This is a genomic window from Sphingobium salicis subsp. salicis (assembly GCF_049472635.1).
Taxonomy (GTDB): Bacteria; Pseudomonadota; Alphaproteobacteria; order Sphingomonadales; family Sphingomonadaceae; genus Sphingobium; species Sphingobium yanoikuyae_A.
The window spans coordinates 4,438,821-4,462,759 of sequence record NZ_JAYRCS010000001.1 but is presented as its reverse complement, the minus strand read 5'-3'; the positions used below and the strand labels follow the sequence as shown (position 1 = coordinate 4,462,759).

22 protein-coding genes are annotated in these 23,939 nt (G+C 65.8%); 15 read left to right on the top strand and 7 right to left on the bottom strand.

The features are described 5' to 3' along the window. The 6 genes from VHN57_RS21525 (at window position 1) to VHN57_RS21500 (ending at window position 8,898) form a co-directional block, all read left to right on the top strand. Window positions 1–1,581, top strand: coding sequence for a rhamnogalacturonidase (locus tag VHN57_RS21525; protein ID WP_423285356.1), 1,581 nt, complete (start codon window positions 1–3; stop codon window positions 1,579–1,581). Next, on the top strand, window positions 1,581–4,013 hold the full coding sequence (locus tag VHN57_RS21520) for a glycosyl hydrolase 115 family protein (RefSeq protein ID WP_423285354.1): 2,433 nt from the start codon (window positions 1,581–1,583) through the stop codon (window positions 4,011–4,013). Before VHN57_RS21525 ends, VHN57_RS21520 begins: the two co-directional genes overlap by 1 nt. Window positions 4,014–4,121: 108 nt before the next feature. Continuing rightward, on the top strand, window positions 4,122–5,636 hold the full coding sequence (locus VHN57_RS21515) for an MFS transporter (protein WP_423285352.1): 1,515 nt from the start codon (window positions 4,122–4,124) through the stop codon (window positions 5,634–5,636). A gap of 13 nt (window positions 5,637–5,649) precedes the next feature. Next, on the top strand, window positions 5,650–6,840 hold the full coding sequence (locus tag VHN57_RS21510) for an SGNH/GDSL hydrolase family protein (protein WP_069338796.1): 1,191 nt from the start codon (window positions 5,650–5,652) through the stop codon (window positions 6,838–6,840). Continuing rightward, window positions 6,837–7,802, top strand: coding sequence for a glycoside hydrolase family protein (locus VHN57_RS21505; protein ID WP_125987959.1), 966 nt, complete (start codon window positions 6,837–6,839; stop codon window positions 7,800–7,802). Before VHN57_RS21510 ends, VHN57_RS21505 begins: the two co-directional genes overlap by 4 nt. A gap of 46 nt (window positions 7,803–7,848) precedes the next feature. Next, entirely contained in the window at window positions 7,849–8,898 is a 1,050-nt protein-coding gene (locus VHN57_RS21500) for a LacI family DNA-binding transcriptional regulator (RefSeq protein WP_004209352.1), read from the top strand. A 25-nt stretch (window positions 8,899–8,923) separates the two neighbouring features. Here the strand turns inward: VHN57_RS21500 and VHN57_RS21495 are convergent, their stop codons facing one another. The 7 genes from VHN57_RS21495 to rhmD form a co-directional block, all read right to left on the bottom strand. After that, on the bottom strand, window positions 8,924–9,742 hold the full coding sequence (locus VHN57_RS21495) for an alpha/beta hydrolase (RefSeq protein WP_423285349.1): 819 nt from the start codon (window positions 9,740–9,742) through the stop codon (window positions 8,924–8,926). Continuing rightward, the gene (locus VHN57_RS21490; RefSeq protein ID WP_423285347.1) at window positions 9,729–10,769 is read right to left on the bottom strand and encodes a glycoside hydrolase family 43 protein; all 1,041 of its coding nucleotides are present in this window, start codon (window positions 10,767–10,769) and stop codon (window positions 9,729–9,731) included. The genes VHN57_RS21495 and VHN57_RS21490 overlap by 14 nt, the downstream gene beginning before the upstream one ends. Then, window positions 10,769–11,833, bottom strand: coding sequence for an L-rhamnose/proton symporter RhaT (gene rhaT / locus VHN57_RS21485; RefSeq protein ID WP_423285345.1), 1,065 nt, complete (start codon window positions 11,831–11,833; stop codon window positions 10,769–10,771). Before rhaT ends, VHN57_RS21490 begins: the two co-directional genes overlap by 1 nt. Beyond that, window positions 11,830–12,732 carry an amidohydrolase family protein gene (locus VHN57_RS21480; protein ID WP_423285343.1) on the bottom strand — a complete coding sequence of 301 codons (903 nt, stop codon included), beginning with the start codon at window positions 12,730–12,732 and terminating at the stop codon, window positions 11,830–11,832. Before VHN57_RS21480 ends, rhaT begins: the two co-directional genes overlap by 4 nt. 175 nt (window positions 12,733–12,907) lie before the next feature. Then, window positions 12,908–13,657: an SDR family NAD(P)-dependent oxidoreductase gene (locus tag VHN57_RS21475; RefSeq protein ID WP_097385001.1), complete on the bottom strand. Its 750-nt coding sequence runs from the start codon at window positions 13,655–13,657 to the stop codon at window positions 12,908–12,910. Further along, the gene (locus tag VHN57_RS21470) at window positions 13,654–14,511 is read right to left on the bottom strand and encodes a fumarylacetoacetate hydrolase family protein (protein WP_423285340.1); all 858 of its coding nucleotides are present in this window, start codon (window positions 14,509–14,511) and stop codon (window positions 13,654–13,656) included. The genes VHN57_RS21475 and VHN57_RS21470 overlap by 4 nt, the downstream gene beginning before the upstream one ends. A gap of 27 nt (window positions 14,512–14,538) precedes the next feature. After that, window positions 14,539–15,759: an L-rhamnonate dehydratase gene (rhmD, locus tag VHN57_RS21465; RefSeq protein ID WP_374550196.1), complete on the bottom strand. Its 1,221-nt coding sequence runs from the start codon at window positions 15,757–15,759 to the stop codon at window positions 14,539–14,541. A 134-nt stretch (window positions 15,760–15,893) separates the two neighbouring features. On the opposite strand from rhmD, the gene VHN57_RS21460 reads away from it, so the two are divergent. From VHN57_RS21460 to kduD, 9 genes are all read left to right on the top strand, one after another. Then, window positions 15,894–16,721 (top strand): IclR family transcriptional regulator, encoded by an 828-nt coding sequence (locus tag VHN57_RS21460; RefSeq protein WP_284112769.1) that lies wholly within the window; start codon window positions 15,894–15,896, stop codon window positions 16,719–16,721. A gap of 17 nt (window positions 16,722–16,738) precedes the next feature. Then, a complete protein-coding gene (locus tag VHN57_RS21455; protein ID WP_004209342.1) occupies window positions 16,739–17,503 on the top strand; it encodes an SDR family NAD(P)-dependent oxidoreductase in 765 nt (254 codons plus the stop codon). A 65-nt stretch (window positions 17,504–17,568) separates the two neighbouring features. Then, complete coding sequence (locus VHN57_RS21450) at window positions 17,569–18,375, top strand: rhamnogalacturonan acetylesterase (protein WP_423285337.1); 807 nt, start codon at window positions 17,569–17,571, stop codon at window positions 18,373–18,375. Continuing rightward, window positions 18,372–19,343, top strand: a complete 972-nt coding sequence (locus VHN57_RS21445) for an alpha/beta hydrolase (RefSeq protein WP_423285335.1) — start codon at window positions 18,372–18,374, stop codon at window positions 19,341–19,343. Before VHN57_RS21450 ends, VHN57_RS21445 begins: the two co-directional genes overlap by 4 nt. Then, on the top strand, window positions 19,340–20,098 hold the full coding sequence (locus VHN57_RS21440; RefSeq protein ID WP_423285333.1) for a (Fe-S)-binding protein: 759 nt from the start codon (window positions 19,340–19,342) through the stop codon (window positions 20,096–20,098). Before VHN57_RS21445 ends, VHN57_RS21440 begins: the two co-directional genes overlap by 4 nt. After that, window positions 20,095–21,510 (top strand): lactate utilization protein B, encoded by a 1,416-nt coding sequence (locus tag VHN57_RS21435; RefSeq protein WP_423285331.1) that lies wholly within the window; start codon window positions 20,095–20,097, stop codon window positions 21,508–21,510. The genes VHN57_RS21440 and VHN57_RS21435 overlap by 4 nt, the downstream gene beginning before the upstream one ends. Beyond that, window positions 21,507–22,145: a LutC/YkgG family protein gene (locus VHN57_RS21430; RefSeq protein WP_423285329.1), complete on the top strand. Its 639-nt coding sequence runs from the start codon at window positions 21,507–21,509 to the stop codon at window positions 22,143–22,145. Before VHN57_RS21435 ends, VHN57_RS21430 begins: the two co-directional genes overlap by 4 nt. Window positions 22,146–22,224: 79 nt before the next feature. Continuing rightward, window positions 22,225–23,064, top strand: coding sequence for a 5-dehydro-4-deoxy-D-glucuronate isomerase (gene kduI, locus VHN57_RS21425; protein WP_423285327.1), 840 nt, complete (start codon window positions 22,225–22,227; stop codon window positions 23,062–23,064). A 49-nt stretch (window positions 23,065–23,113) separates the two neighbouring features. Continuing rightward, window positions 23,114–23,869 carry a 2-dehydro-3-deoxy-D-gluconate 5-dehydrogenase KduD gene (kduD, locus tag VHN57_RS21420; protein WP_423285325.1) on the top strand — a complete coding sequence of 252 codons (756 nt, stop codon included), beginning with the start codon at window positions 23,114–23,116 and terminating at the stop codon, window positions 23,867–23,869. The last annotated feature ends 70 nt before the right edge of the window (window positions 23,870–23,939 follow it).

Genomic DNA, 23,939 nt, shown 5'->3' with positions numbered 1-23,939 from the left:
ATGGAAGGACCGTTCGATCGCCGTTTCCTGCTGAAAGGTGCCGCCGGCATATCCATGCTGGCGGCACTGCCCGCTTTCGGCCGCGCCCTGCCGCAGGGCATAGTGAATGTTCGCGATTTCGGCGCGAAGGGCGATGGTAGCCATATCGACAGCCCCGCGATCGACCGGGCGATCGCCTTTGCCGCAGAGCGCGGCGGCGGGACCGTCTATGTGCCGCCCGGCCGCTATGCCAGCTATACCATTCACCTGAAGAGCAACATCACCCTGTGGCTGGACCGGGGTGCCACCCTGCTGGCCGCATCGGTGCCGCTGACGGGCCTTCCCAATGGCGGCTATGATGCGGCCGAGCCGCAGGATCCAGCGATCGCGCCCTATCAGGATTATGGCCATAATCACTGGCGCAACAGCCTGATCCATGGCGAGGGGCTGCATGATATCGCGATCTGCGGCGACGGGCTGATCTGGGGCAAGGGGCTGAGCAGGGGCCATCCCGACAAGGATCGGCCGGCCGCCGAACTGCCCGGCGTCGGCAACAAGGCGATCGCGCTCAAGAACTGCCGCAATGTCGCGTTGCGCGATTTTTCGATCCTGGAGGGCGGGCATTTCGCGCTGCTGGCTACCGGGGTCGACAATCTGCTGATCGACAACCTCACCGTCGACACCAACCGCGACGGGTTCGACATCGACTGCTGCCGCAATGTGCGGGTCAGCAACTGCACGCTCAACACCCCCTATGACGACGCGATCGTGCCCAAGTCCAGCTATGCGCTGGGCTATCCCCGTGCGACCGAGAATGTGACCATCACCAATTGCCATGTCAGTGGCTCCTATGTCGTCGGCACGCTGCTGGACGGGACGTTCCGGCCGCTGGCGCGCAATCGCGACACCTGGCTGCTGGGCCGGATCAAGTGCGGCACCGAAAGCAATGGCGGGTTCAAGAATATCACGATCAGCAATTGCGTGTGCGACCAATGCTGGGGGCTGGCGCTGGAAACGGTGGACGGCGCGGTGATGGAGGATGTGACGATCAGCAACATCGCCATGCGCGGCTGTCACAGCCCGGCCCTCTTCCTGCGGCTCGGCCGGCGGATGCGCGGGCCGGCCGGCGCGGCGGTGGGATCGATGCGGCGGGTGCTGATCGACAATGTGACCTGCCAGAGCGGGTCGATGCTGCCGTCGATCATCGCGGGCGTGGCCGGCCATCCGGTCGAGGACGTCCAGATCAGCAATATCTTCATCGACCAGCCGGGCGGTGGCGACGCGGCGATGGCAGCGATCGATCCACCGGCGAAGGAAGAGGATTATCCCGATCCCGACCGGTTCGGGCCGTTGCCGGCAAGCGGCTTCTTCATCCGCAACGCCCGCAACGTGGATCTGAGCCATGTCGATGTGCGGACACGGACGGCGGATGCGCGGCCCGCCTTCTGGCTGAAACATGTCGAGGGGTTTGACGGGTCTTATCTGAAGATGCCGGGCGGCGCGGGCGCCTTCCGGCTGGAGCATGTGACCGGCTTTCGCAGCAGCGCGATCCGCGATTTGCCGGACCGGCGGATCGACACGGTCGACATGGTGCGTTTCTGATGCGCTGGTGGCTGGCGCTGCTGCTGCTTGGCGCGACGCCGGCGCAGGCGGCGGACTGGGTGCGGTCGGTGGCGCAGCGGGGGGATTTCCCGCTGGTGGCGCAGGGACAGGCGGCGCGGATCGTCTCCGATCCGGCCGACGACGCCGTGGTGCGGATCGCCGCCGATGACCTGAAGCAGGATATTGGCCGGGTCACTGGCGCGGCCGAGGGCGGCGCGGCGCAGGTGTGGATCGGCACGCTGGGCCACAGTGAAGCGATCGACCAGCTGGTGGCGGACAAGCGGATCGATGTCGCGAAGCTGAAGGGCGCGTGGGAGAGCTTCCTGATCCTGCCGGTCGAGCGGCCGGCGCCCGGCGTGGCCCGCGCGCTGCTGATCATCGGCAGCGACCGGCGTGGCACCGCCTATGGCGCCTATGAACTGTCGCGCGCGATCGGCGTGTCGCCCTGGCACTGGTGGGCGGATGTGACGCCGCTGCATCGCGATGCGCTCTATGTCGCCAGGGATGCCCGGCAGTTCGGACCGCCTTCGGTCAAATATCGCGGCATATTCTTGAATGACGAAGATTGGGGGCTGGTGCCCTGGGCGGCGGGCACCCACGCGCCCGGCGAGAAGCCGTTGGGCCCGAAGACTTATGCACAGGTTTTCGAGCTGCTGCTGCGGCTGAAGGCCAATCTGCTGTGGCCGGCGATGCACAAGATGACGACACCCTTCAATGCCGACCCGGCCAATGCGGCGCTGGCCGATCGCTATGCCATCATCATGGGGTCGAGCCATGCCGAGCCGATGCTGCGCAACAATGTCGGCGAATGGACCGCCCCGGCCGAGGATTTCGATTATCTCAAAAACCCCGACGGGGTGCGGCGCTATTGGGATGCGCGGGTGCGCAGCAACGCCCGCTATGAGAGCATCTGGACACTGGGGATGCGCGGCATCCATGACAGTGGCATGGTGGGGCCCAAGACGGTCGAGGAACGGCGCGCCACGCTGGAGCGCATCTTTGCCGACCAGCGGGCGATGCTGGCCAGGGCCGGTGCGGCCGAAGCGCCGCAGGTCTTCACGCCCTATAAGGAAGTGCTGGACGTCTATCGCGCGGGCCTCAAGGTGCCCGACGATGTGACGCTGATGTGGCCGGACGATAATTTCGGCTATATCCGCCACTTCCCCGATGCCGCCGAGCGGGCGCGCAAGGGCGGGTCGGGCGTCTATTATCATCTCTCCTATCTGGGTGCGCCGCTCTCTTACCTATGGTTATCCACAACCCCGCCCGCGCTGATCCGGGAGGAAATGGGCCGCGCCTGGGATGCGGGCGCACGGCAGGTCTGGGTCGCCAATGTCGGCGATTTGAAGCCGGCGGAGCTGGCCACCGACTATTTTCTGAGCCTCGCCTGGGCTGTGGATAAGGTGCGGGCAAAGCCTGTGGATAAGTTTGTGGAAGACTGGGCGGCGGAGAATGTCGATGCCGCGCAGGCACCCGCCATCGCGGGGATTTTGCGCGATTATCATCGGCTGAATTTCACCCGGCGGCCCGAGCATCTGCAGTGGAATCTGCCTGTGGATAAGTATCGGCAAAGCCCGCTGAGCATTGGCGAGGCGGATCAACGGCTGGCGGCGTTTGCGGCGATGGAGACGGCGCTGACGAAAGTGGAACCGGCGATCCCGGTCGAGCGGCGGGACGCCTTCTACGAATTGCTGGCCTATCCGGTGCGGGCATCGGCGGCGGCCAACCGGCGTTTCTTTTCCGCCGAGGCGCATGACCGGCTGCGCGACAGCGACCTGGCCGAGGCGACGCGGCGCGGGAGGATCGCGCATGAAGCGGACAGCGAAATTGACAGGCTGACGACCTATTATAACCGCGAACTGGCGGGCGGAAAATGGCGCGGAATCATGGCGGTTGAGCCGGCAGACGGGCAATGGCGCAGCTATCGCCAGACGCCGGTGATCCTGCCGCCGGTCGATGCGCTGGCGCCGCCGGCCGGGCCGGCGAAGGCGCAGCCAGCCGCCCCTGCCCTGCCGCTGCTGACGCCGGACCGATTCGCCGGATGGACGCGCGTGGAGGGGTTGGGTCGTCATGGCGCGATGCTGGCGCCGGGCACCAAGGCCGGGGGGAGCCGCGCGACGATCGACCTGCCACCGGGCGAATGGACCGCGCTTGTGGATATCCTGCCGACCTATGCCGACAAGGATGGCGATGCGCTGCGCCTGACCGTCGGCATCGATGGCGTGACGCAGGCGCTGGAGAGTCGGCGCGAGACCGGCAGTCGCGACTGGGCGATGGGGGTGCTGGACAATCGGGCGACCATGACGTTAACGCAACGATTGAGCGGCGGGAGCCATGTCGTAACGCTGGAACGTGCCGATCCCGGCGTGCTGATCGAGGCAGTCCGCTTCGTGCCGGCGACCGCAGAAAAGGCCGATCGCGGCTTGCATTAGTCTCATATCGTGTGATAGCCGTTCACTATGTGGCATATATCTCATATGCCCGCGCGCGTCAGAACAAGAGCCCAAGCGCCGATCATTGCCCTAGGCGGAGGACCTGAATTGCCCGAGACTGCCCCATCCACCGCGCGTCCCGTCCGCCTGCAAAATTACCTCGCCTATGGCTCCAACGACGTGCTGGGCGCGGGATCGATGGCGGTCATTTCCGGCTGGGTGCTGATCTTCTACACGCAATTCTGTGGCCTTAGCGCCGGGCAGGCGGCGACCATCTTTGCCGTCGCGCGCATCCTGGACGCCTTCGCCTCGCCGATGATCGGTTATATTTCCGACCATTTCGGCGGCACCTGGCTGGGCCGCAAGTTCGGCCGCCGCCGCTTCTTCATCCTGGCCGCGATCCCGCTGCTGCCAAGCTTTGCATTGATGTGGCTGCCGGGTCAGGGCTTCTGGTATTATCTGGTCAGCTATGTGCTGTTCGAGCTGGTCTATGCGATGGAGATCATTCCGTTCGAGACGCTGGCGGCGGAAATGTCGACCGACTATCGCACCAAGGCGAAGTTCGCCGGGTCGCGCATCCTATTCGGCCAGGCATCGGCAATCCTGGCCGGCTTCCTGCCGCTGTGGCTGATCAACGCGCTGGGCCGCGACAGCGCCGACACCTTCTTCTACATGGGCATCATCTTTGCCGCCCTGTTCATGGTGACGGCGGGGCTGCTCTATCTGTTCAGCTGGGAACGGCACCTGCCCGGATCGGCCGAGGCGATCGGCCAGCATCCGGTCGGCGCGGGCGGGCCGGGACAGGCGTTGAAGGCGCTCTACCGCAACCTGTTTTCCACCATGCGCATCCGCGCCTTCCGCCTGCATCTGGGCATGTATCTGGGTGGCTATATCAGCCAGGACATCTTCAATGCGGCCTTCACCTTCTTCGTGATCTTCGCGCTGGCCGGATCGACGGCGATCGCATCGGGCCTGCTGGGCACCATGTATATCGTCCAGTTCGTGGCCGTGATCATCGCCATCAACCTGGCGCTGCGGGCGTCCCCGGCCAAGGCCTATCAGGTCGCCGCCGCCGACTTCGCGGTCGGCTGCCTGACGCTGATCAGCCTGTGGTTTGCGGGCGTGCCGGCGACCAGCCCGTGGATCTGGCTACCGATCATTCTGTGCGGCCTGGGCCGCGGCGCGCTCAACTATATTCCCTGGGCGACCTATAATTACATGGCCGATGTCGACGAGATCGTGACCGGCCAGCGTCGCGAGGGCAGCTTTGCCGGGGTCATGACCTTCGTGCGCAAGGCGACGCAGGCGGCCGCCGTCGCGGGCGTGGGCTTCATCATGCAGGCCGGCGGCTTCGTGTCGGGCGCAGCGGAACAGAGCCATGGCGCGATCCTGACCATGGCGCTACTGCTGGGCGTCGGCACGGTCGGCTGCCTGGGGCTGGGCATCTGGGTGTCGACCAAATTCCGCCTGAGCCCGGCGACGCACGACATATTGATGCGCGAGATCGAGCATCTGCGCAGCGGCGCGCGCACGCCGACATCGCCGGTCGCGGCGGAAGTGGTCGAGGATCTGTCGGGCTGGCGCTATGACCAGCTGTGGGGCCGCAACCCGGTCGCGCAATAAGAAAGGGAGAGGCATGGCGAAGAGGATGCTGTTGGGTGCGGCGCTGCTGGCGATGGTCGCCGCGACGCCGGCGCAGGCCCAATATTGGTCGCGCAGCTGGATGGCGGCGCCTTTGATCAACCGTGCCCCGCCCGAAAAGCATCCCGACCTCAACGACCGCACCGTCCGCCAGGTGGTGCGCCTGTCGAGCGGCGGGCAGCGCATCCGCATCCGCCTGTCGAACGAAATGTCGGTCAATCCGCTGCTGGTGGGCAGCGTGCATGTCGCGCTGGCCGGCGAGAATGGCGCGATCGTGCCGGGCAGCGACCATGTCGTGACCTTCAACCAGGCGCAGGGTGCGACCATTCCCGCGCGCGCGCCATTGCTGAGCGATCCGATCGACCTGGCGGTCAAGCCGCTGACCCGGATCAGCATTTCCATCCATTTGCCGCAGGGCGCGGCGGATGCGACCGTCCACAGCTATTCGGCGGCGACGACCTGGACCGCGCCGGGCGACCAGACCGGTGCGCAGACGCTGACCAGCCCGACCGTCATCGGGCCGCGCGTGGTGATTTCCGCGGTCGAGGTCGACAATGCCAAGCGCGGCACGGCGATCGTGACGCTGGGCGATTCCATCACCGACGGCGTGCGCGCCACCCCCGACAGCAACCGGCGCTGGCCCGACCTGCTGGCCGAGCGGCTGCAGAAGGCGGGTCGCAAGAGCGTCGGCGTCGCCAATGCCGGGATCAGCGCCAACCGGCTGCTGAGCGAGGCGGATGGCTATAATGCACTGGCCCGGTTCGACAGCGATGTGCTGGCGGTGCCGGGCGTCACCCATGTCGTCATCCTGGAAGGGGTGAATGACCTGGGCGGGGCGGCGCGCGACAAGCGCCCAATGCTGACGCCGCAGACCGTCATCGGCGCCTATCGCCAGATGATCGCGCGAGCGCATGACCGCAATATCAAGGTCATTTTGGCAACCATCCTGCCCTATAAGGGCGCGGGCTATTGGAGCGCGGAGGGCGATGCGGTGCGTATCGCCGTCAATGACTGGATCCGCACAACCAAGGAGGCCGACGGCTTCGTCGATCTGGCCAGGGCGGTGGCCGATCCGGCCGATCCGTCGCGCATGGCCAAACCCTATGATGTCGGCGACGCGCTGCACCCCAATGACGAAGGCTTCCGCGTCATGGCCGATGCATTCGACCTGAGGCTGTTCAAATGATCGCGTCGCTGCTGTTGATGGCCGCCGCCGCGAGCGGGCCGGTGGCGCCCAAGCCGCTGCTGCGCGATCCGGTACATGATGGCGCGGCCGATGCGTCGACCGTCTATGATCGCAAGAGCGGCGAATGGGTGATGTTCTACACCAATCGCCGCGCCGACCTGCCCATGGAGGACGCCAAGGATGTCCGCTGGGTCCATGGCACGGCGATCGGCACGGCGCGGTCGAAGGATGGCGCGAAGTGGCGCTACAGCGGCACCGCGACGATCCCGACCAGTTGCACCGGCGAGACGCTGTGGGCGCCCGAAGTGCAGTGGCTGGAAGGCCAGTGGCATATGTGGCTGACGGTGGTGCCGGGCGTCTATCGCGACTGGAATGCGCCGCGCTTCATCGTCCATCTGACCAGCCCGGACCTCAAGAGCTGGACCTGTGGTGAGCGGCTCGACCTCGGCTCCGACCGAGTGATCGATGCCAGCGTATTGGCGTTACCGGGCGGCGGCTATCGGCTGTTCTTCAATGACGAGCGGATGAATAAGGCGATCCGCACCGCCGACAGCAGCGACCTCATTCACTGGAGCGTCAAGGACCGGCTGACCGACACGCCGGGCGAAGGGCCCAAGGCGTTTCGCTGGAAGGGGAAATATTGGCTGATCTCCGACGCGTGGAAGGGGCTGCTGGTGATGCGCTCCGACGACGGGACGCACTGGACGCGCCAGCCGGACTATATATTGGCGACGCCGGGCAAGGCGCCGACCGACCGGGCCAAGGGCCAGCATCCCGATATCATCGTGTCGGGCGACCGCGCCTATATCATCTATTTCGTCCATCAGGAGGGCGAGGATGAAGCCAAGGCCAATCCCGACTGGAAACGGCGGTCGGTGCTGCAGATCGCCGAACTGACCGAGAAGGACGGGATCGTCAGCGTCGATCGCGATGCGCCGGCGCATATACGACTAAAGCCCTGATCGCCGCGATTTTCCTTGTCGGGAAAACCGGCTAGGACGTCAGGTGATGCAGAAAGCCGCGAAGAAGAAGCCGCCCACGATCCGCGAGGTCGCCGCCCGTGCCGGCGTGTCGATGATGACCGCGTCGCGCGCGATCAACGGCAAGGCGCTGGTCAGCGCCAAGTCGCAACAGGCGGTCGAGCAGGCGGTCAAGGATCTGGGCTATGTGCCCAATGCGTCGGCGCGCGCGCTGGTGGGCAGCGCCGACCGGCGGGTGGCGTTGCTGCACAGCAATTCGACGACATCGGCCTATCTGGGCGAGCTGCTGCTCGGCGCGCTGGGCGAAGCGCCGCAGCGCCATCTGCATCTGGTCGTCGAGCAATGCGCGCCCGGCGCCTTTGCCAAGGAGATCGTCGACCAGGTGTCGAAGGCGCATGTCGCCGGCGTCATCCTGCCGCCGCCGCTGTGCGACTGGGCCGAACTGGTCGAGGCATTGCAGGCGCGCGACATCGCCGTGGTCGGCATCGCGCCCGATGGGGATGTGCCCGGCATGCTGGCGGTGGGGACCGACGACCGCCATGCCGCCTATGACCTGACCCGGCACCTCATCGACCTTGGCCATCGGCAGATCGGCTTCATCTCCGGCAATATCCGCCACCGCGCCAGCGCCCGGCGCCTGCAGGGTTTTCGCGACTGCCTGGCCGACCGGGGGATAAGGCTGGACGAGCGCTGGATCGTGCCGGGCGACTTTTCCTATCGATCGGGGCTGGACGCGGCCGAGCAGTTGCTGAGCCTCGACACGCCGCCGAGCGCCATCTTTGCCTGCAATGACGATATGGCGGCGGCGGCGATCACGGTGGCGCATCAGCGGCGGATCAACGTGCCGGGCGACATCACCATCTGCGGTTTCGACGACACGCCGCTGGCGAGCGCGATCTGGCCGGCGCTGACGACGATCCGCCAGCCGATCCGCGACATGGCGCGCGAGGCGATCGGCCTGCTGGGCGCCCATTTCAGCAGCCAGGACGATGGCGCCGGCGAAGAGGCGCTGGGCCGGGTGAAGCTGGATTATCAGTTGATTCGGCGCCAGTCGGATGCCGTGCCCTCACGGCATTAGAATTGCCGGAAGGTGACAGCGAAGTTTACAGGAAGCCGACCTGCCTGAGCCAGGCTTCGCACAGGCGCGGCCATAGCGATACGGGCTGATCCGGCGTGTCGAGCGCGAAGCCATGGGGGGCGTCGGCAAAGATGTGCAGCTCCGCGTTGCCACCCGCATCCTGCCAGGCGCGACCCAGGCGATGGGCGTTTTCGACCGGCACTACCGGATCATTGCCGGCATAGACGATGAAGGCCGGCGGCGGGCCGGCCAATAGTTGCGCGTCCGGCTGAAGCACGTCGTAGAGCGCCTGCTTTTCCACCGGCGGCAGCGGCGGCTTGTCGGCGACGATGGTGCGCCCTTTGGCATTGGTGGAGATGGGCGCATAGCCGATGACCAGGACATCGGGCCGCTGCGGCGCGACATCGCCCCAGTCCGCCGGATAGTGCGCGGCGAGGCAGGCGGCGAGATGGCCGCCCGAGGAAAGACCGACGACGCCGACGCCGTCAGGCGCCAGATCGGAGGCACGGATCATCCGCATCGCGGCGAGCGCATCGTCGAGCGGCGCGGAGGGACCGGTGCCGGCATGGGGGAAGCGGTGGATGAGGACGAACGCATGATAGCCGAGCGATGTCAGCCAGCGCGCGACCTGAACCCCTTCCCGTCCGGCCATCAGCGCGACATAGCCGCCGCCACCCAGGATGAGCATGGCGCGGCCATTGGGGTTTTCAGGCGCATAGCCGAGCAGCACCGGGCGATCGACGGCAGTGACGATCGCCTGTTCGGGCGCGGCATTGGCGTCTTCCAGGGCGAAGGCGCCGCTTGGCGCATCGCGCAGCGGCCAGACCAGATCAGCAGCGAGCATCGGACACTCCCATCGGGCAGCCATGGGTGGGATAGGCTTCGCCATCCAGTTCCACGGCCTCGCGCACGACCTCCAGCCGATCGCCGGCGTCGCGCATTTCGTAGAATTTGGCGATCGCCCGCTTGAACGGGCGGTGGAGGACCAGCATCAGCTTGCCATCGAAGCTGTGGAACAGCATGCCATGGCCGCTGTCCTGCATGATGAGCGGCCCAAGCTGTTCCCACGGGCCGGCGATCGTGCCGGATTTGGAGCGGGCCTGCGCCTGGACATAACCGCCCTTCCCCCAGCTGGACCAGAGCATCAGCAGGGTGCCGGTCTTGGTGTGATAGAGTTCGGGGCCGTCGGTGACATAGCCCATGTCCCCTTCGGGCTGTTTCTGGCCGATCACCCAGTCGGCGTCATTGGCGCGAAACAGCAATTGCGGCTTGCCGGCGGGCGAGAGATCGTCCTTGAGCGGTAGCGCCTCCATCGTGCCGACGCCCATCTGCAGCCATTCATGGGCATAGACCATCCAGGGCTTGCCGGCCGGGTCGATATAGAGGCTGCCGTCGAGCGTCATGGCATTGGGCGTAGTGACCGGCTCACCCTTGTGGATAAGTTGGTAAGGACCATCGATCCGGTCCGACACCGCCAGCAAGGTGGCGCGGCGATAATTGGGGCGCTTGCCGCTGGCCGGGATTGCCGCCTTGTCATTGTGGAAGGTGGCGAAGAGATAATAGCGCCCCTTCCAGCGATGCACCTCCGGCGCCCAGCCGCCGTCATCGGCCCAGCTGTCCTTCGGCAGGGCGAAGACCAGTTTGGGTGTCTGCCAATGGGCGAGATCGCTGCTGGCATAGGCCATGATGCCGATGCGCGGATCACCGGTGACGGCCGGGTCATTCTTCGAGAAGAGCCAGTAGGTCTTGCTCGCCGGTTCCGCCACGACGAAGGGGTCATGGATGCGCAGATGCGATGTCAGCAGCGGCGCATCGGCCGCCGCCACCGGGGCGGCGAGCGTCAGCAACAGAGCGGCGAGCCAGCGGCGCATCAGCTGGCCAGCCTGTTGCCATAGCCGATGATGAGGGTGGCGAGGATCAGCAGGCCGACCCCGCTCCACACCATGCGGCGGACCGCCGGCGCGGCGTCCTTCCATTCGCGGAAGGCAAAGCCCCAGCAGGTGCCGAAGATGATGATCGAGGCCATGTGCAGCGTCCAGCTGGAGAAGCCGAAGCGGCCCATCTGGCTTTCACCCATGGTGTAGAAGAAGAACTGGAAATACCAGGCCGTGCCTGCCACCGCGCAGAGCAGGAAATTGGGCAGCAGCTTCGGGCGCTGGCCGCTGGCGTCTGGTGCGCCGGCCCACTGGCCCGCCGACTTGTTCCTGGCGATCAGCCAGCCGCACCAGAGCGCGTTGGTGATGAGGCCGCCGAACATGACGAGGCAGAGAGCGGGCAGGCCGGTCCAGAGCGGGCCGGTGCCGGCGGCGGCCGAGAGCGCCTTGACCGGCTCACCGGCGGCAAGGCCGAAGGCGAAGCAGGAGGACATGATGCCGGAGAAGATGGCGACGGCGATGCCCTTCTTGAAATCGAACTCGGCGACGACGGCGGCCTTCTGATCAGCCGAAAGCGCCGCATCCTTGCGGGCGCCGGCACGGGCGACGACGACGATGCCGAGCACGGTGACGGCCAGGCCCAGCAGGACGATCTGGCCGTGCAGGGTTCCGGCAATTTCGGTCATGAACGTCCCGTCGAAGATCGGCGGGATCAGCGTGCCGAAGACGGTGCAGAGGCCCAGCACCACCGCCATGCCGAGCGAGAGGCCGAGATAGCGCATGGTAAGGCCATAGGTGAGGCCGCCAAAGCCCCAGAGAAAACCAAAGAAGATGCACCAGCCAACCACGGACGAGGGCACCTGGGCCATCACGCCCATCAGGTCATTGGTCTGGACCGAGGCGAAGAACCAGGGCGCGATCACCCAGGAGAAGATGCCGCCGGTGAGCCAGAAAATCTCCCAGTTCCAGCGCTTCACGCCACGGAAGGGGACATAGAAGCTGGCCGAGGCAAAGCCGCCGAGCCAGTGGAAGAGGACGCCGAGCAGGGGATTGGGGGTCATAGGGCAAGTCCCAGACGATAGAGGCGATTGGCGTTGCCGGCGAACATCGCGCGGCGATCGGCTTCGGGGAAATCCGACACGATGGCGTGATAGGATTCCATGTAGCGGTCGATCGGGCCGAACAGCTTGTCGGTCGGCGTGTCGCTGGCAAAGGCGCAACGATCGACGCCGAACATGTCGATCGCCTCATGCACCAGCGGCGCGATGCCCGCCATGGTCCAGTCGCGGCGGATGAAGCCCATGCCCGACAGCTTGACCGCGACATGGGGCAGCGCGGCGAGCGCCTTCATGCCCCGGCGCCAGTCGTTGAGGCCATCCGGATCGGTCAGCACCGGCATGCCCATATGGTTGATGATGACCGGGATGTCCGGGTGACGCTCGATCAGCGGGACGAGGCCCGGCATCTGTCCCGGATAGCATTGCAGGTCGAAGGAAAGGCCATGCTTGGCGAGCAGGCCATAGCCCGCCTGCCATTGCGGATCGACGGTGAGGTCGACCGGGCCATAGGTGCGCTGGGGATCGGCATGCCAGTTGACGATATGGCGGATGCCCTTGACGCGGGGATGGGCGGCCTGGGCGGCCAGCAGCGCATCGACATCCGGGTCGTTGAGGGCGCCGAAGGCGACGAAGCCGGTGGGGAGGCCATCGACGGCGGCGAGCGTGTCGAGCCACTGGGTCTCGCGCAGCGCGCTTTCCGCCGCGGCGCCGGCATCGACATGGACCGCGCCGATGACGTTCCAGCGGGCGAGGTCTTCGCGATATTGGGCGACGCCATAATTGCGGGCGATCGGCTCGACGCTACCGTTGGGGCCATCGTCCGAAAAGGGCGGGCTCAGCCAGTCGTAGCGGATATGATTGAGATCCCACAGATGGATATGGGCATCGACAAAGGGGATCATGCGTCCTCTCCCATGAACAGTTCAACAGCCTCTTTTCCGTTCGGGCCGAGCGTGGCGAAGGCTTCGACTTCGCTCAGCCTGCCCTTCGACAGGCTCAGGGCGAACGGGGGAGACTGGCGTAAATCGCGGCGCGCCGTGCTCTTGAATGGCCGGTCGCGCCGCGGATAGGCTTGGATCAGAAGGTGGTGCGGCCGCCCGAGGTGTCGAAGGTCGACGCCGTGGTGAAGCTGCATTCCTCGCTGGCCATGAAGCAGACCATGGCGGCCGATTCCTCGACCAGGCCAAGCCGGCCCATCGGGATCTTCGAGCGCATATAGTCGACCTGGCTCTGCGGCAGCTGTTCCAGGATCGGGCTTTCGAAGGTGGCCGGCGTCAGGGCATTGGCGATCACGCCCTTGCCGGCCAGTTCCTTGCCGATGCTCTTGGTGAGACCAATCACGCCCGCCTTGCTGGCCGAATAGGCGCTGGCGTTGGGATTGCCTTCCTTGCCTGCGACCGAGGCGAGGTTGACGATCCGGCCATAGCCGTTTTCGAGCATGAAGGGCACGACTTCGCGGTTGCAGTAGAAGAGGCCATTGAGGTTGATGTCGATCACTCGCTGCCAGCTGTCGACCGGATAGTCCCACACCGTGGCGGTCGCGCCGGTGATGCCGGCCGAGCAGACGAGGACGTCGATCTTGCCCAGCGCATCCGCGCTGGCCTTGGCGGCGGCGGCGACGGCGGCCTGATCGGAGACGTCGAGCGCAACCACATGGGTCGCGCCGACTTCTTGGCTAGCAGCGGCGAGGGCGTCGGCATTCAGATCCCACAGGACCACCTTGCCGCCTTCTTCGACGATGCGCTTGGCAACCAGCTTGCCCAGGCCCGAGGCGCCACCGGTGACGATGGCGCAGCGACCTTCATAGCGTCCGGAAAAGACGCTCATCCGAGCACCTCGTCGCCCAGGTGGCGCCATTCCACGACATTCTGCTTCTGGCTGCCGAGCTTGGCGATGCCCAGTTCCATGACGTCGCCGGCCTTGAGGTAGACGGCCTCAGGCTTCTTGCCCTCGCCCACGCCCGGAGGGGTGCCGGTGATCATCAGGTCACCGGGGTAGAGGGTGATATATTCGCTGACATAGGAGATGAGCTGGGCGACGTTGAAGATCATCGTCTTCGTATTGCCGGTCTGCATCCGATCGCCATTGACGTCGAGATACATGTCGAGATCCTGCGGGTTGCCGATTTCGTCGGCAGTCACCAGCCAGGGGCCGACCGGGCAGAAGGTGTCATGGCCCTTGCCCTTGCTCCATTGGGTGCCGCGCTGCTTCTGGTTGAAGCGTTCCGACACGTCGTTGACGAGGACATAGCCCGCAACCTTCGACAGCGCATCTTCTTCCGACACGAAGCGGCAGGTTTCGCCGATGACGACGCCCAGTTCGACTTCCCAGTCGCCATGGGTCGCGCCCTTGGGCAGCATCACTTCGTCATTGGGGCCGTTGAGCGACGACAGCGCCTTCATGAACATCATCGGCTCGGTCGGGATCGGCAGGTTGGATTCGATCGCATGGTCCTCATAGTTGAGGCCGATGGCGACGATCTTGCCGATGCCCTTGACCGGCACGCCATAGCGCGGGTCGCCATCGACGACGGGGAGCGAGTCCAGGTCGACGCCCTTGGCGGCGGCGAGGCTCTCGATCGTCAGGTCGGCGACGACGCCGGAGAGGTCACGAATCTTGCCTTCGGCATCGATCACGCCGGGCTTTTCCTGGCCACGCTGGCCGAAACGAACAAATTTCATGGGATCAGTCTTTCTCTGTTCAGGCGATCAGTGGGTATAGGGGCGGTGCATCGCGATGTCGGGGTTCAGGTCAACGCCGAAGCCCGGCTTGTCGAGCGCGCTCACCTTCATGCGGCCATTTTCCGGCACCGGTTCACCCAGCAATTGCGGGTGGAACATCGGCACCACTTCCGTCGGCCCCGGATGCATCATCAGGAACTCGGCGAAGGGCGAGTTGTGGCGGGTGATGACGAAATGATAGCTGTAGACCGACGAGCCATGCGGCACGACCATCTTGCCATGGGCGTCGGCCAGCGCGCTGATCTTGAGCAGTTCGGTCACGCCGCCGCACCAGCCGACATCGGGCTGGATGATGTCGCAGCAATCCATTTCCATCAGCATGCGGAAGCCCCAGCGGGTCGCTTCATGCTCGCCGGTGGTGACCAGCATGCCCTTGGGCACGTTGCGCTTGAGCTGCTGGTAGCCCCAATAATCGTCCGGGCTGATCGCTTCCTCGATCCACTTGAGACCCAGCTCATGCGCGGCGATGGCGAGGCGGGTGGCATAGTCGACGTCGAGCGCCATCCAGCAGTCCCACATCAGCCAGAAATCATCGCCGACCTTCGAACGCATGTCGGCCAGTTCGGCGATATTCTTCTTGAGGCCCTCGATACCTTCGGCCGGGCCATGGTGCAGCGCCATCTTGCCGCCGATGAAGCCGAATTCCTTCGCCTTGTCCGGGCGCGCGCCGGTGGCGTAGAATTGCAGTTCGTCGCGGACCGCGCCGCCGAGCAGATGATAGACCGGTTCCTGGCGCAGCTTGCCGAGCAGATCCCAGAGCGCGAGGTCGACGCCGGAGATGGCGTTGATGACCAGGCCCTTGCGGCCATAATATTGGGTCGAGAAATACATCTGGTCCCAGATCTTCTCATAGTCGGTCGGCGACCGGCCTTCGAGGAAACGGGCGAGATGCTTTTCGACGATATAGGCGGCGGGCTCGCCACCGGTCGTCACGGCGAAACCGATGGTCCCGTCTTCGGCCTCGATTTCCACCACCAAAGTGCCGAGCACATTGATGCCGAAGCTCTGCCGCGACTGGCGATATTCGGGATATTTCGACATCGGCGTCGCGATGTGATCGTCGATCCAGTGGCCTTCGCCCTGGTCATGATAATCGGCACCGCCGCCGCGCACGGTGAAGGCGCGGACATGCTTGATCTTCGGCAACGTCACGATGGGCACGCTGAAACTCCCTTGGGCCAGACCCATCGCAAGGGGATGGGCAATAACACTTCCACCATATGGACAAAATGCGCACAACGTGGGGCAATTGAGGGGAAGAATCGCGTCCAGCCTCTCCTACACCCTTGTTTTTCTCATTTTGTGGGATAGAGTGTTAGTAGATGAGACAAAATACGTCAAACCCGGAATCGGGTCCGCGAGAGGAAAAGTCGAAGACGCAGGGGTCGCAGACCCTTCAGCGCGGGCTGGACCTGCTCGACCAGGTGATCGACGGGCCGGTGAAGCTCGCCGACCTGTCCGAGCGCATGGGCCTGACGCGCTCCACCACCCATCGCCTGGCCAATGCGCTGGTCGAGCGCGGTTTCCTGACCTTCCTGCCGCGCGAGGGCTATCAGCTTGGCCCCAAGCTGCTGCAGCTCGGCTTCCTGGCGCAGAGCCAGGCCGACGTTGTGCAGATTGCCCGCCCCCATCTGGAAGCGCTGGCCGCCGCGAGCGAGGATGTGGTGCATCTGGGCCGGCTGGATGGCGATCAGGCGCTCTATCTGGACAAGATTCCCGGCCGCCGCCGGGTCGAGATTTCGAGCCGGATCGGCGATCGCCATCCGCTGACCTCGACGGGCCTTGGCAAGGCGCTGATGCTGGACGATCCGGAGGCGGGCTGGACCCGGCTGCTGGAAAGCGAGCGGGAGAACGGCACCCATGATGCCGACCCGGCGCAATGGCTGGAGCGGATGCGCGGCTATGTCGCGGCCGGGCGCGCGTTCGACCTGGAAGAGAATGAAGACCAGATACGCTGCGTTGCCGCGCCGATCCGCGATGCGTCGGGCGCGATCGTCGCCGCCATCAGCCTGTCGAGCGCCGCCCAATATATGGACGATGAGCGCATGGCATCGCTGAGCGACGAGGTCCGTGCCGCCGCGCAGAAGGTCAGCGCCGACCTGGGCTGGACCCCCGGCGTCAAATCCCCCCGCCGCCCGGTGCGGCGCTAATCCAAGGAAATGCTCGCATGAAGCTGCTTGAAGGCAAGACCGTCCTCGTCACCGGCGCATCGACCGGCATCGGCCGGGCGGCCGCCATCGGCGCCGCCCAGCATGGCGCCGACGTCGTCATCAACTATGCCCATAGCGACGGCCCGGCCGCCAGCTGCGTCGCCGAGATCGAGGCGCTGGGCCAGCGCGCGATCGCGGTGAAGGGCGATGTCGCCGATCCGCAGACCGCGCAGGACTTCGTCGCCAAGGCGGTCGAGGCGTTCGGCAAGGTCGATGTGATGGTCAGCAATGCCGGCATCTGCCCGTTCCATGGCTTCCTCGACATGCCGGTCGACGTGGTGGAGCGCACCTTCAAGGTCAATCTGCACGGCGCCTATTTCATGGTGCAGGCGGCCGCGCAGCAGATGGTGAAGCAGGGCCATGGCGGATCGATCGTCGCCGTCTCCTCCATCTCCGCGCTGGTCGGCGGCGAGTTTCAGACCCACTACACCCCGACCAAGGCCGGCGTGCATTCGCTGATGCAGTCCACGGCGATTGCGCTCGGCAAATATGGCATCCGCTGCAACAGCGTGCTGCCCGGCACCATCCTGACCGAGATCAACAAGGATGACCTGGCCGATGTCGAGAAGCGCGAATATATGGAAAAGCGCACGCCGCTCGGCCGCCTGGGGGCGCCCGAAGACCTTGCCGGGCCGATCGTCTTCCTGGCGTCGGACATGGCCGCCTATGTCACCGGCGCGGCGCTGCTGGTCGACGGCGGCATGTATGTGAACCTGCAATAAGATATTGAGCGCCGTCATTCCCGCGAAAGCGGGGATGACGGTATTCAGGAAACAGGACATCGCCGATGAGGATCGCCACCAAAGCCGCCGCCGCCCTCGCCCTGCTGGCCATGCCCTTGCCGGCGCTGGCGACGCAGCCGGGCGACACGATCCTGATCGCCAGCGATTCGACCGCGGCCAATTACAAGAAGGGCAATTATCCCCAGACCGGCTGGGGCATGATGCTGGGCTGCGGCCTGTCGCCCGAGGTGCGGGTGTCCAACCATGCGATGGGCGGGCGGTCGACCCGCTCCTTCATCGAGGAAGGGCGCTGGACCAAATTGATGAGCGAGCTGATGCCCGGCGACACGGTGCTGATCCAGTTCGGCCATAATGACGCCTATCGCGCCAAGCCGCAGCGCTGGGCGCCGGCGCAGACCGACTATCGCAACAATCTGCTGCGCTTCATCTGGGACGTGCGCGGGGCCGGCGGCACGCCGGTTCTGGTGACGCCGGTGACGCGGCGCAGCTTTGGCGCCGACGGCAAGGCGAAGGCCGACTTCGCCGAATATTCCGCGGTGATGCGCGAACTGGCCGCGAGCGCGCATGTGCCGATCATCGATCTGGAAGCGCTGTCGCGTGCCTGGGTCGACCGGGCCGGGCCGGACAAGGCGAAAGCCTATTTCCTCCACTACAAGGCGGAGGACAAGATGCCCGGCTTCCCCAAGGGGATCGACGACGATACCCATTTCAGCGAACTGGGCGCGCGCAATGTCGCCGATCTGGTCGCCGGCGGCCTCAAGGCGCTGAACCTGCCGATTTCGGCCAAGGTGCTGGCGAGCCGGCCGGCGCTCGATCGGACCACGCCGCTGGGAAGGACCGAATGCCAATGACCATGCTTGACCGTCGCGGCCTGTTGACCGGCGCCGCCGTTGCCGCCGCGCTTGCGCCGATGAGCGAGGCGCTGGCGCAGAGCTTTCCGCTGCCCCAGGGGTTCGTCCGCTTTCCGATCTGGCCGGGCAAGGCGCCGGGCAGCGAGCATGTGACGGTGAAGGAAGTGGAGACGCTGCGCCGGCCCGACAGCGGGCCGGACGATGGCGTGTTCGCCCATATCGTCACCCCGACCCTGACCCTGTTGCGACCGGCAAAACCCAATGGCGCGGCGATCATGCTGATCCCCGGCGGCGGTTACAGCCGGGTTGCGATCGGCCATGAGGGCTATTCGATCGCGCGCCGCTTTGCCGAGGCAGGCTATGTCTGCTTCGTGCTGCTCTATCGCCTGCCCGCCGATGGCTGGGCCGCCGGGGCCGAAGCACCGCTGCAGGATGCGCAGCGCGCACTGCGGCTGGTGCGCAGCCTGGCGGCGAAGGAGAAGTTCGACGCCAATCGGGTCGGCGTGATCGGCTTTTCGGCCGGCGGGCATCTGGCCGCCTGGCTGACCAGCCGGGCGCCGGTGGAAAGCTACAAGCCGGTCGATGCCGCCGATCGCGAGCCGATCAAGGCCGCCGTCGCCGCCTATATGTATCCGGTGATCCAGATGGAGGGGCCGTTCGTCCACAAGGGATCGCGCACGCAATTGCTGGGCGAGAATCCGTCGCCCGAGCGGATGCGCGCCTATTCGCTGGACCAGGATGTGAGCGCGCAGACGCCGCCGATATTCCTGGCCCATGCGATCGACGATCCGGCGGTGCCGGTCGACAACAGCATCGCCATGCTGGCGGCACTGCGGGCGCAGAAGATTCCGACCGAATGCCATCTGTTCGAAAATGGCGGCCATGGCTTCGGCATTACGGCGCAGGCCCAGTCGGCCGCGCCCTGGCCAGACCTGTTCCTGGCCTTTGCCAAGAGGCATGGCGTGTGACCCAGCGCAAGGTTGCCCTGTTCGTCACCTGCCTGGTCGACATGATGCGCCCGCGCATCGGCTTTGCCGCGATCCGCGCGCTGGAGGCGGCGGGCTGCGACGTGGTCGTGCCCGAAGGCCAGACCTGTTGCGGTCAGCCGGCGCTCAACAGCGGCGACACCGAGCATGCGATCGCGCTGGCCAAGCAGACCATCGTCGCGCTGGAACCCTATGAGGCGGTGGTGGTGCCGTCGGGGTCGTGCGGCGGCACGATCCGTTGCCATTATCCCGAGCTGTTCGAGCATGATCCCGCATGGCTGCCGCGCGCGCAGGCAGTGGCGGGCAAGACATGGGAGATCATGGCCTATCTGGACGAGCAATGCGGGTGGAAGCCCGAGGGCGTGGAGGTCACGGCCAAGGCGACCTATCATGACAGCTGCTCGGGGCTGCGCGAGCTGGGCGTCAAGGCGCAGCCGCGCCGGTTGCTGAAGCCCATCGCCGGGCTGGAACTGACGCCGCTGGCGGGCGAGGAAACCTGTTGCGGCTTTGGCGGCACCTTCTGCGTCAAATATCCGGCCATTTCCAACGCGATCGTCGGCGAGAAGGCGGACGCGATCGAGGCGACCGGTGCCGACCTGCTGCTGGCCGGCGACCTGGGCTGCCTGATGAACATGGCGGGCAAGCTCAACCGCAAGGGCAGCAAGGTCCGCGCCTTCCACGCGATCGAGCTGATCGCCGGCATGGGCGATGGCCCGGCGATCGGGGAAGAGGCATGAGCGGCGCACCGGCCGAAGCGACCAGTTTCAAGGCGCGCGCCGATACGGCGCTGGCCGACCGCATCCTGAAGGTCGCGGTCGAACGAACGGCAGGCACGGCCGAGGCCAAGCGCGCGGTCGCGGTCGACGCCTTTCCCGATTTCCAGGCAGCGCGCACCCGCGCGGCGGCGATCAAGGACCATGTGGTCGCCCATCTGGGTCATTATCTGGAGCAGTTCGAGGCGAACGCCACCGCGGCCGGGGCGAAGGTCCATTGGGCACGCACCGCCGACGAGGCCTGCGACATCGTCATCGCCCTGTGCAAGGCGGCGAAGGCCAAGAGCGTCGCCCGGTCCAAATCGATGCTGGGCGAGGAGATCGGCCTGCCCCATGCGCTGGCCGAAGCGGGCATCGGCCGGGTCGAGACCGACCTTGCCGAACATATCATCCAGCTGGCCGACGAGCGGCCCTCGCACATCATCTGGCCGGCGATGCACAAGACCCGCGAACAGGTGTCCGCCCTGTTCAAGGCGAAGCATCGCACCCCGCATGAGGAAGAGACGATCGCCGCCATGGCGGAAAGCGCGCGGCGCGAGCTGCGCACCCAGATGCTGGGCGCGGATGTCGGCATTTCCGGCGCCAATTTCCTGATCGCCGACACGGGCGCGATCTGCACCGTCACCAATGAGGGCAATGCCGAGCTGTCGCTGGTCCCGCCGCGCGTCCATATCGTGACCGCCGGGATCGAGAAGATCGTGCCGAGCATGCCGCATGCCGTGCATATGCTGCGGATGCTGGCGCGATCGGCGACCGGCGCGGCGCTGACCCAATATACGACCTTCTATACCGGCCCCAAGCGCCCCGGCGACCGGGACGGGCCGGAAGAGATGCATATCGTGCTGGTCGATAATGGCCGCACCCGGATGCGCGAGGAGGGGCTGGCCGAGATGCTGCGCTGCATCCGCTGCGGCGCCTGCATGAACCATTGCGTCGTGTTCCGGCAGATTGGCGGCCATGCCTATGGCGGCACCTATCCGGGGCCGATGGGCGCGGTGCTGACCCCGGTGCTGGACGGGCTGAAGCAGAGCCGCGACCTGCCCAATGCCTGCACCATGAACGGCAAGTGCCAGGAAGTGTGCCCGGTGCGCATCCCGCTGCCGACGCTGCTGCGCGGCTGGCGCGAAAAGAGCTGGCGCGAGGGGCTGGAGCCGCAATCGCTGCGCGCGGGGCTGGGCCTATGGGCCTGGGTCGCGACCCGGCCACGCCTCTATCGGATGGGCACCAGCATGGCGGTGCGGGCGATGCGGCTGCTGGGCAGCAAGGGCTGGATCAGCAGGCTGCCGCTGGCGGGCGGCTGGACCCGCTATCGCGACATGCCCAAGCCCGCGGCGCAGACCTTCATGGATCAATATCGCAAGGAAAACGGCCGATGAATGCGCGCGAGGCCATCCTTGGTCGCCTGAAAGATGACAGCAAAGTTGACATAGCGGCGGAGGCTGCGGCGCTGCTCGGCACGCCGGAGCGGCCGGCGGTCGATGTCGCCCATATCGAGGCGGAGTTTCTGGCGCGGCTGGCCCTGCCCAGCGTTAGCGCCAGCCATGACGTCATCGAAACGATATCCGACCTGCCCGCTGCGGTCGCGCGCTATCTGGACGCGCAGGGCGAGGTGCGCGCGCTGTGCCTGCCGCCCGACCCGCGCCTGTCGGGCTGCGACTGGAGCGGCTTTGCCCTGCATCAGGATGCCGCACCCGATGAGGCGGCGACGCTGGCGATTGCGCGCAAGGGCATTGCCGAGACCGGGTCGCTGATATTCGAGACCAGCCCGCAGGCGCCGATGCTGCCCAATTTCCTGACGCTGCACCATCTGGTGCTGCTGCGCGTGGCGGACATCGCCCCTTGGCTGGAGGAAGCGCCGCTGGCCGGGCCGCAGCCGCGCGCCCATTACTGGATCACCGGCGTGTCGGGCACGACCGATATCGAGGGCACCTATGTGCGCGGCGCCCATGGCCCCCGCTTCCTGCATGTCATCCTGCTACGCGGCGACTTTCCTCATATGTCGGAACAATAGTCCACATTCCGGGAAAACAGACTTACATTCGCCGCCTGCGCCGTTATAAGCTTCGCCAAAGTTTAGATGGAGATTCCCGATGTTCGACAAGACCTATTATGCGACCCACCCCGACATGATGGAGTGCGTGTCGAACGAGGAGCTGCGGGATCGCTATCTGATCGGCGGGCTGTTCCGTGACGGCGAATGCGTGCTCAACTATACCCATGCCGAACGCTTCGTGATCGGCGGCGTGGCGGTGGCCGATGCGCCGGTGAAGCTGCCGGCGCAGACCGAGCCGGCCTCGGCGGCGGGCCATCCCTTCCTGGAGCGGCGCGAACTGGCGATCGTCAATGTCTCGGGCGTGGAAGGCACCGTGACCGTCGACGGCGAAGTCTTCACGCTGGGCAACAAGGATTGCCTCTATGTGACGATGGGCGCCAAGGACGTGGAGTTCGCCGGCGCCGGCGCGCGTTTCTATCTCGCCTCCTGCCCGGCGCACAAGGCGTTCACCACCCGCAAGCTCGGCATCGCCGACGCCAATGCGCTGGAGCGCGGCAGCTTGGAGGAATCCAACGAACGCACCATCTTCCAGCTCGTCATCCCCGGCATCTGCGACAGCGCGCAGCTGGTCATGGGCCTGACCGTCCTCAAGCCCGGTTCGGTGTGGAATACCATGCCGCCGCACATCCATGAGCGCCGCAGCGAGATTTATTTCTATTTCGAGCTGGATGGCGATGCCGACCGCGTCTTCCATTATATGGGTGAGGGCGACGCGATGCGTCACATCATCATGGCCAATGAGGAAGCGGTGATCTCGCCGCCCTGGTCGATCCATATGGGCTCGGGCACCAAGGCCTATGCCTTCATCTGGGCGATGGCCGGCGAGAATCAGGACTATACCGACATGAACGTGCTGGACATCTGCCAGCTGGCCTGACGGTTTTTCGCCCCTTCCGCGCGAGCGGGAGGGGCCAGGGAGTCCTGACATGAGCACTATCTTCGATCTGACCGGCAAGGTCGCCATCGTCACCGGCGCCAATACCGGCATCGGCCAGGCGATCGCGCTGTCGCTCGCGGCGGCCGGCGCCGACATTGCGGCGGTCGGCCGCACCCCGGCGGAAGAGACCGTCGAGAAGGTCCGGGCGCTCGGCCGCAAGGCGGAGATCGTCTCGGCAGATCTTTCCAGCATCGAACCGGTGCAGCGCGTCGTCGACGAGACGATCGCCAAGCTGGGCGGGCTCGACATATTGATCAACAATGCCGGCATCATCCGCCGCGCCGACAGCGTCGACTTCACCGAGGAAGACTGGGACGCGGTGATCGACACCAATTTGAAGTCCACCTTCTTCCTCGCCCAGGCGGCCGGGCGGCACATGCTGGCACAGGGCAGCGGCAAGATCGTCAACATCGCCTCGCTGCTGTCCTTCCAGGGCGGCATCCGGGTGCCGAGCTATACCGCGTCCAAGAGCGGTGTCGCCGGCCTCACCAAGCTGCTGGCGAACGAATGGGCGGCCAAGGGCGTCAACGTCAACGCGATCGCGCCGGGCTATATCGCGACCAACAACACCGCCGCGCTGCAAGCCGACGAGACCCGCAACCGCCAGATCCAGGAACGCATCCCGGCCGGCCGCTGGGGCGAAGCCAGCGACATTGGCGGGGCGGCCGTGTTCCTGGCCTCGTCGGCGGCCAATTATATCCATGGCCATGTCCTCGCCGTCGATGGCGGCTGGCTGGCCCGCTGATATCCCGTCCTGCGCCTGCCAGCGGGTGGGCGCAGGACAACCTTGACCAAAGAGGAGGGCTCAGCCTCCC